The organism is Streptomyces sp. NPDC057307, assembly GCF_042667665.1.
Taxonomy (GTDB): Bacteria; Actinomycetota; Actinomycetes; order Streptomycetales; family Streptomycetaceae; genus Streptomyces.
In genome coordinates this window covers 1-8927 of record NZ_JBHUZM010000220.1, presented here as the reverse complement: position 1 = coordinate 8927, position 8927 = coordinate 1, and the positions used below count along the sequence as shown (strand labels likewise).

General features: G+C 68.3%; 4 protein-coding genes. All 4 read right to left on the bottom strand.

Translation table 11 applies throughout. The features are described from left to right. Positions 1-77: 77 nt before the first annotated feature. Complete coding sequence (locus tag ACFUN8_RS36045) at positions 78-272, bottom strand: ferredoxin (RefSeq protein WP_383647309.1); 195 nt, start codon at positions 270-272, stop codon at positions 78-80. Positions 273-355: 83 nt separating this feature from the next. Continuing rightward, the gene (locus ACFUN8_RS36040; RefSeq protein ID WP_383647306.1) at positions 356-1216 is read right to left on the bottom strand and encodes a cytochrome P450; all 861 of its coding nucleotides are present in this window, start codon (positions 1214-1216) and stop codon (positions 356-358) included. Between the two features lie 468 nt (positions 1217-1684). After that, entirely contained in the window at positions 1685-2599 is a 915-nt protein-coding gene (locus tag ACFUN8_RS36035) for an NmrA/HSCARG family protein (protein WP_383647303.1), read from the bottom strand. Positions 2600-2648: 49 nt separating this feature from the next. Further along, a partial coding sequence (locus ACFUN8_RS36030) for an SDR family NAD(P)-dependent oxidoreductase (RefSeq protein WP_383647300.1) occupies positions 2649-8927 on the bottom strand: 6279 nt, incomplete at its 5' end.

Sequence of the window (8927 nt, the reverse complement as noted above, 5' to 3'; positions counted from 1 at the left end):
GAGACAGCCACCGGACGGTGGTGCACGGCCAGTCCTGCGTTGCGCTGGCGCCTGGTGCTGTGCCTTGTGGCGGGTGCTCAGCCGTCGGTGACGCTGATGGCGCGCGCGGGGCACATCAGGGCCGCCTCGTCCGCCGCGTCCAGCCGGCTCTCGGGGGGCGTGCTGTCCACGACGACGACCAGGCCGTCGTCGTCCTGGTCGAAGATCTCGGGCGCGGCCAGCACACACTGCCCGGCCCCGATGCACAGATCACGATCCGCAGTGACACGCACCTGTGTGTCTGTCGTCCCCGCCGTGTCCGCGGTGTCGGCAGTCGCCGCGGTGTCGGCCGTCTCACCGTTGCCCATCGCTGTCCCTACCAGGCCACCGGGAGGGACAGGACGCCGGCGAGCATGCCCTCGCGCGGCTTGACCTCGTCCAGCGGAATCGCGAGCCGCAGCTCCGGGACACGCTTGAACAGCGTCCGGTACGCGACCTCCATCTCCAGCCGGGCGAGATTCTGCCCGAGGCACTGGTGGTTGCCGTAGCCGAACCCGATGTGGCGCCGGTCCGTCCGGTCGACCCGGAACTCCTCCGGGTGCTCCATCACCTGCGCGTCATGGTTCACGGCGGGCGGCGAGACGAGAATGCCGTCGCCGGCGCGGATGGTCCGGCCCGCGATCTCGATGTCCTCCGTGGCCACACGGGACAGCGAGTTGACGATGGCGAGCGACCGCAGCAGCTCCTCCACCGCACCGGACAGCGCCTTGTCGCTCCCCCTGACGGCGGCGAGCTGCTCGGGGTGCTCCAGCAGCGTGAGCACGCCGAGAGCGATCATGTTCGCCGTGGTGTCGTGTCCGCCGATCAGCAGCTCCAGAGCGAACATCACCAGACCGGCGTGGTCGAGCAGACCCTCCTTGACCTGATTGGCGAGCAACTCGTCGAGCAGGCCCGGCCGGCCATCCCCGGGGTTGGCCGTCTTACGGAGGATCAGCTCGTCCAGGTAGTCGTACAGCTTGATCATCGCGTCGCCCTGGACTGGATCGAAGCGGCGGAGCGACTGCTCCTCGAAGAACTCGTGGTCCTCGTAGGGGACGCCGAGCAATTCGCAGATCACGATGGACGGAATCGGCAACGCGAACTGCGCGACCAGATCCGCTGATGTCGCGCCGTCCGCCAGGATCTCGTCTACGCGGGAGTCGACGATCGCCTGAATTCCCGGTCGCAGAGTGTTCATACGCTTCACGGTGAAGTGGGGTATGAATATTCGTCTCCGTGCGCCGTGTTCCGGCGGATCGGTGGCGATGAGCGGGCTGCGTACGGGCCGTTCCTGGTCCAGCGACGGCAGCGAAGGGATCGGAACCGGGAACGTGAGATTCGCGTACTTCCGGCTCGATGAGAGGCGGGTATCCGCCAGGAGCGTACGCGCTTCTTCGTAACCTGTGACCGCCCACATGGTGCGTCCGTCGAAAAGCCGGACCTGCGTCACCGGGCCGTCGGTGCGGAGTTCGCTGTACTCGGCCGGGGGGCGGTAGGGGCACTGTCGCTCAATCGGATATCCGGGCAGTGAATCAGATGAGTCAACGGTGGAACTCTCGGCCATGATTCATTCCTCGCTTTCCCTGTCGAGTGGGTCGATGCTTGTGCGGTCCTGAGGATTTCTCAGGACGCGCGTAACGGTGATACGTGTTCCTCCCGGGCTGAATCAGGCCGAGGGCGACTGGCTGTCCAGGTACGCCGTGATCTTTTCCTTGCCACCGCGCTGTTCCAGCCACGTCTTGAAGCTCAGCAGCCCCGGGTGCAGCTCACGCAGGGCGGGAATGTCGGCGAGTGTCATCTTGCGCTCGTTCAGCCACTCGTAGCCCTTGGCGGCCTCCTCGCTGCGCTCGCGCAGCGATTCGATGGGGATCTGGACGTACTCGACGCTGCGGCCGGTGGACTTGCTGATGGCCTCGGCAATCTGGGGGGACGTCAGATCGTCGCCCGCGATGTCGAGGCTCTTGCCGCGGAAGATCTCCGGCTGCGCGAAGGCCAGCGCGATGAACGCGCCGATGTCCTCGGCGGCGATCAACTGCTGTCCGACCTCCGGCCGAAGCGCCGTCATCAGCTTGCCGTTGCGCAGGCCGACCAGCGGGTGGAAGTTGTTCTCCATGAACGACGTCGGCCGGATGACGGTGGCCGGCAGACCAAGGGTGCGGATGTGCTCCTCGATGGCCCACTTGGCTTCCAGGATGGGCAGGTCCATCGGGGTGTCGGCGCCGTTCGCCGAGGAGTAGACGAACGCCTCGACACCCGCGGCCGAGGCGGCGTCGGCCAGGTTCTTCCCCCAGCGAGCCTCGGTCTGCCACTCGAAGTCGTCCGGGACGTCGGAGCCGGCCGCGGCCTGCACGCTGAACACGCCGTACGCACCGCGTGCCGCCTCGGCCAGAGACGCCGTGTCGTCGAGGTCCGCCTTCACCACTTCCACGCCCAACGCGGCGAGCGCCTGGGCGGCGGGCCGGCCGGTGTTACGGGTGATGGCCCGCACCCGCCAGCCGTCGGCGAGCAGCTTCCGGGTCGCGGAACCGCCCTGCACGCCGGTGGCGCCGGTGACCAGGATGGTTTTCGATGCCCTGTCCATGGTGAATCTCCTCGTTCGAATCGAATGCGTATCGGTCGTGCGGTTGCGCTCAGGAATCGGAAGAGATCCCCAAGTCGTGGTCGATGAGGCTGAAGATCTCTTCATCGGAAGCCGCGTCCAGGTCCGCTCCACGCAAGCTGTTGCTGTCGGCGTCGGCGTTTGCGTCGGTGTGACCTGCGCTGAGCTGCGCGACCAACGTCTGCAGTCGGCGGGCGAGTTGTCCCCGATCGTCGTTGTCGGAAGGAAGCCGTCCGGCAAGAGCCCTTTCCAGCTGATCAACGGCGGACAGCGGATCGGGCGCGCCCGAACCGATCGTCCCGTTGCCGCCGCCCGTCCCGTTCGACGCGTTCGATACGTTGGTGCCTGACGGGTCCAGGGACGTGGCCAGTTGGTTGCCGAGGTACGCCGCGAGGGCGGACGACGTCGGGTGGTCGAAGACCGTGGTGGTGGGCAGGCGCAGGCCCGTGACGGCGTTGAGGCGGTTGCGGAGTTCGACGGCCGTCAGGGAGTCGACCCCGAGGTCGAGGAAGCCCTGATTCGGGTCGATGGACGCCGACGAGCTGTGCCTCAGCACCCCGGAGACGGATCCGACGACCAGGTCGAGGATCACCCGGCCCCGCTCACTCCCCGTGGCCTCGGCCAGCCTCGCGGCGAATCCGTGCTTGGCCTGCGCCGCGCCCTCGGACCCCGCCGCCCCTGCCGGACCGGACCGGGAGACCGAGCGGAGCGTCGGGCTGCTGCGGACAAGGTCCTGGAGAATCGGCGACAGGGTGCCGGCCGCCGATTGGTCCTGAAGCGCACTGCGTTGCAGGCGCGCGGTGACGAGGAACGGGTCACCAGCGGCCAGAGCCTGGTCGAGGAGCCCGAGAGCCTCCTCCGTGGTGACCGGCGCGATGCCGGTACGCGCGAGGCGCTGCTGATCGGTCGAGTCCAAGTGCCCGGTCATTCCACTCGCTTCGCCCCATAGGCCCCACGCGAGCGACTGGGCGGGAAGACCCTGGGAGCGTCGCAGGTGGGCGAGGGCATCGAGATAGGTGTTGGCCGCGGCGTAGTTGGCCTGCCCGGCGGCGCCGATGACCCCGGCGAGGGAGGAGAACATCACGAAGGCGCTGAGCTGGATGCCGCGTTCTTGGGTGAGTTCGTGCAGGTTCCAGGCGGCGTCGGCTTTGGGCAGCAGGACGCGTTCGATGTGCTCGGGTGTCAACGCTTCTACCGTGGCGTCGTCGAGTACGCCTGCCGCGTGGATCACGGTGGTGAGGGGGTGATCTGCGGGGACGGTGTCCAGGAGGTCCGCCAGGGACTGGCGGTCGGCCACGTCACACGCTTTCACCGTGACGGTCGCGCCCAGTTCGCGCAGCTCGCCAGCCAGCTCGGCGGCGCCGTTGGCGTCCGAACCTCGTCGGCTCACCAGCAGCAGATGCCGCGCACCGCGCTCGGTGACCAGATGCCGCGCGACCAAACCGCCCAGGCCACCCGTGCCGCCGGTGATCAGGGTGGTTCCCTCGATGTCGGGGGAGGCCGTTGTGTCTTCGGTGTTGGTGGGGGTGAGGTGGGGGGTGTGGGGGGTGCCGTGGTGGAGGGTGATTTGGGGGTGGTTGTGGGTGAGGGCGGTGGTGATGGTGGGGGTGAGGTTGTGTTGGGAGGTGGGGTGGTCGTCGGTGTTGATGAGGGTGATGCGGTTGGGGTGTTCTGTTTGGGTGGTGCGGATGAGTCCCCAGAGGGGGGCTGTTGTGAGGTTGATCGGTTCGTTGTGGTTGTTGTTGGGGGTGGGGGTTGCGTGGTGGGTGAGGATGACGAGGTGGTTGTTGGTGTGGTCGGGGTTGGTGAGCCAGTTCTGGATGTAGGTGAGTGTGGTGTTGAGGGTGGTGCGGAGTGCGGTGAGGTGGCCGTCGGCTGTTACGTCGCCGGTGACGTCGTACACCGTGTGCGCGGGAGCGTCGCCTGCAGGGTCGAAGGCCAGGGGAGACCACTGGAGGTCGTAAAGGGGGAGTGGGGTGGTGAGGTGGTGGGGGGTGGTGGGTCGGGTGGTGAGGGTGGTGGTGAGGAGGGGTTGGTTGGTGGGGGTGGTGAGGTGGATGGTGTGGGTGTTGTTGTGGGTGGTGAGGTGGGCGCGGGCGTGGGTGGCGTGGGTGGCGTGGGGGTGGGTGTGGGTGAAGGTGAACGGGAGGTGGAGTTCGGTGTTGTCGGTGTTGGTGGTGAGGAGTGCGGTGTGGAGGGCTGCGTCGAGGAGGGCTGGGTGGATGGTGTGGCCGGTGGTGTCGGTGTTCTCGGGGAGGGTGATGTCGGCGTAGAGGTCGGTTCCGTGTTTCCAGGCGGTGGTGAGGCCCTGGAAGGTTGGGCCGTAGTGGTAGCCGCGTGTGTGCAGGTCCTCGTAGAGGTTGGTGATGTCGACCGGTTCGGCGCCGGCGGGGGGCCAGGTGGTGGGCGGCGCCGGCAGGACAGGCTTGTCCTGGGTGAGGGTGCCGTCGGCGTGCTGGACCCACTCGGCCTCGGTGTCCACGCCGTCGTCCCTGCGGGTGTGGATGGTGAGGGTGCGGGTTCCGTCGTGGGCGGGTTCAAGAGTGACGTGGAGTTGGCGGGGTGTGTGCTCGTCGAGGATCAGGGGTGCGTGGAGGGTGAGTTCGGTGAGGTGGGGGTGGCCGGTGTGGAGTCCTGCGTGCAGGGCGAGGTCGACGAGCGCGGCCCCGGGGAGGAGGACGGTGCCGGCCACGGCGTGGTCGGCGAGCCAGGGGTGGGTGCTGAGGGAGAGCCGGCCGGTGAAGAGGGTGGTGGTGTCGGCGAGGTCGATCCGCGCCCCGAGCAGCGCATGCTCAGCCCCCGACAGGCCCAGCGAGGTGGCGTCCTGGAGTACCCGGCTGGTCGGGTTGAGCCAGTACGACTCGCGCTGGAAGGGATAGGTGGGCAGATCGACCGCTTGTTGCGTCTGAGGGAGGAAGCGTGTCCAGTTGATGGGGGTGCCGGTGGTGTGGGCGTGGGCGGCGGAGGTGAGGAGTTGGGTGAGGGTGCCCTGTTGTCGGCGGAGGGTGCCGATGACGGTGGCGGGTGTTTCCGTGGTGTCGGTGGTGTCCTGGATGCCGATGGTCAGGACCGGATGCGGGCTGGACTCGATGAACAACCTGTAGCCGTCGGCGAGGAGGGTGCGGGTGGTGGTCTCGAACCGGACCGTCCCGCGCAGATTCTGGTACCAGTACGTGGCGTCCATCGTGGTGGTGTCGGTGACACGCTCACCGGTCACGGTGGAGTAGAACGCGATGTCCGTCACCGCTTGTGGGGTGACGGGGGCCAGCAGCTCGGCGAGTGTGTCCTGGAGTTGGTCGATGTGGGGGGTGTGGGAGGCGTAGTCGACATCGATACGCCGCGCCCGCACATCCGCAGCTTCGTAGTGGGCGAGCACATCTTCCAGCGCTGTGACGTCGCCGGCGATGACGGTGGACGTAGGCCCGTTGATGGTGGCGATGGTGAGGGTGGGGGCGTGGGTGTCGAGGTGGGTCTGGACCTCCGCCGCGGGCAGCGGCACGGAAACCATCCCGCCGGTGCCGGCCAGTACGGTCAGGGCTTTCGACCGCAGCGCGGTGATACGGGCGCCGTCCTCAAGGGTCAGGATCCCCGCGACCGTGGCCGCCGCGATCTCACCCTGGGAATGACCGACAACCGCATCCGGTACGACTCCCAGCTCGGCCCAGGCTGCGGCCAGCGACACCATTACGGCCCAGAGGACGGGCTGGACGACATCGACCCGTTCAAGTGACGCCGTGTTGTCGGCTTCGTTGAGGACATCCCACAGACCCCAGTCCGTGAACTCCTCCAGCGCCACCGCGCATTCGTCCAAACGCTCACGGAACGCGGGCAGCGCCTCGGCCAGCTCGACGGCCATTCCCGCCCACTGCGATCCCTGGCCGGGGAACACCAGCACCGCCCGCCCGGTGCTGGAGGCGACCTGACCCGACACCACGAACGGCGACGGCTCGTCAGCCGCCAGGGCCTGGGCCCCGGCCAGCAGCTCCTCCGCCGACCCGCCGATCAGGACGGCACGGTGATCGAACTGGGCCCGGGACGATACCAACGCCCGCCCCACCGCCACCGGATCAGCCCCCGCAACCGCCGACAACCGCCCCGCCTGCGCCCGCAACGCCACAGCGGACTTCCCCGACACCAGCCACGGGACGGGCCCGCTGAGGGATTCGGGCTCGTCTGTGGGTGCGTCCTTGGGCGAGTGCTCGATGATGACGTGCGCGTTGGTGCCGCTGATGCCGAAGGAGGAAATGCCGGCGCGGCGCGGGTGTTCCACGTCAGGCCAGGGGCGTGTCTTGGTCAGGATCTCGACGGCTCCCGCCGTCCAGTCGACATGCGTCGATGGCTCGTCGACGTGCAGTGATTGCGGCAGCACGCCGGTTTGCATCGCCATCACCATCTTGATGACACCTGCGACGCCTGCGGCGGCCTGGGTGTGACCGATGTTCGACTTGATGGATCCCAGATAGAGCGGCCGGTTGTCGGGGCGGTTCTGTCCGTACGTCGCAAGCAGTGCCTGCGCCTCGATCGGATCGCCGAGGGTGGTGCCGGTGCCATGGGCCTCGACGGCGTCGACCTCTGCCGGAGTCAGTCCCGCCCCAGCCAGCGCCTGGCGGATGACGCGTTCCTGGGAAGGACCGTTGGGCGCGGTGAGGCCGTTGCTCGCACCATCCTGGTTGACTGCGGAGCCGCGTATCACGGCCAGCACCGGGTGTCCGTTGCGTTCGGCATCGGAGAGCCGTTCCAGGACGAGGAGTCCCGCGCCCTCGCCCCACCCCGTACCATCAGCCGCGTCCGCGAACGGTCTGCAGCGGCCGTCGGCGGAGAGTCCTCGTTGGCGGCTGAACTCCACGAACAGCTCCGGTGACGCCATGACCGTCACCCCGCCCGCCAGCGCGAGAGTGCTCTCGCCCTGACGCAGTGACTGCGCCGCCATATGCAGCGCCACCAACGACGACGAGCATGCTGTGTTCACGGACACCGCCGGACCCTCAAGGCCCAGCGCATACGAGATACGGCCCGAGGCGACACTGCCCGCGCTTCCGGTCAGCAGCTGGCCTTCGAACCCCTCCGGCGCGCCGTTCAGTCGGCTCGCGTAGTCGTCGTACATGATCCCGGCGAAGACGCCGGTCTGGCTGCCGCGCAGTGAGTCGGGTGCGATGCCGGAGCGCTCCAGTGCCTCCCAGGCCGTCTCCAGCAGCAGCCGTTGCTGCGGGTCCATCGCCATGGCCTCGCGCGGGCTGATCCCGAAGAAGACCGGGTCGAACTCGTCGGCCTCGTAGAGGAATCCGCCCTCACGGGAGTAGGACGTTCCGAGATGTTCGGGATCGGGATGGTAGAGGCTCTCCACGTCCCAGCCGCGGTTGGTGGGGAAGCCGGAGATGGCGTCCGTGCCTTCCGCGACCAGCCGCCACAGGTCCTCCGGCGACGACACGCCACCGGGGTAGCGGCATGCCATGCCGACGATCGCCACCGGCTCGTCCGGGTTCGTGGCGACGACAGGAGAGGCCGCTCCGGAAACCGGTGTGCTGCTCGTGCCCTGGATGCGCGAGAGCAGGTGGCCGGTGAGCCTGACCGGTGTGGGGTGGTCGAAGATGAGGGTGCTGGACAGCGTGAGACCGGTGGCGGAGTTGAGGCGGTTACGGAGTTCGACGGCGGTCAGCGAGTCGAAGCCCAGCTCCTTGAACGCCCGCTCCTCATCGATCGTCCCCGGGGAGGAGTGCCCGAGCACGGCGGCGATCTCGCCGCGTACGACGTTGAGCAGGAATGCCTCCCGCTCTGCGGCCGGCATCGCAACCAGCCTCCCGGCCAGGCCGTCCGCCGTCGCTGGAGCCGAGCCGACGCGAGCCAGTGCCCGGCTCGCCGACGGCACCAGCTTCCGCAGCAGCGGCGGCACCGTGCCGCCCTGCTGCGCGCGGGTACGCAGCCCAGGCACGTCGAACACGGCCGGCACGAGCATCGCCGAGTCCGTACTCCACGCCGCGTCGAGCAGCGCGAGTCCCTGCTCCCGGGGCAGTGCGCGGATGCCACCTCGGGCCAGCCGCTCGTGGTCTGTCGCGTCGAGTGCTCCGGTCATGCCGCTGGCCTCGGCCCACAGGCCCCAGGCCAGGGACTGGCCGGCCAGCCCCAGTGAGCGACGGTGGTGTGCGAGCGCGTCCAAATACGCGTTCGCCGCCGCATAGTTGGCCTGTCCGGCATTACCCAGCACACCGGCGACGGACGAGAACATCACGAAGGCGCTGAGCTGGATGCCGCGTTCTTGGGTGAGTTCGTGCAGGTTCCAGGCGGCGTCGGCTTTGGGCAGCAGGACGCGTTC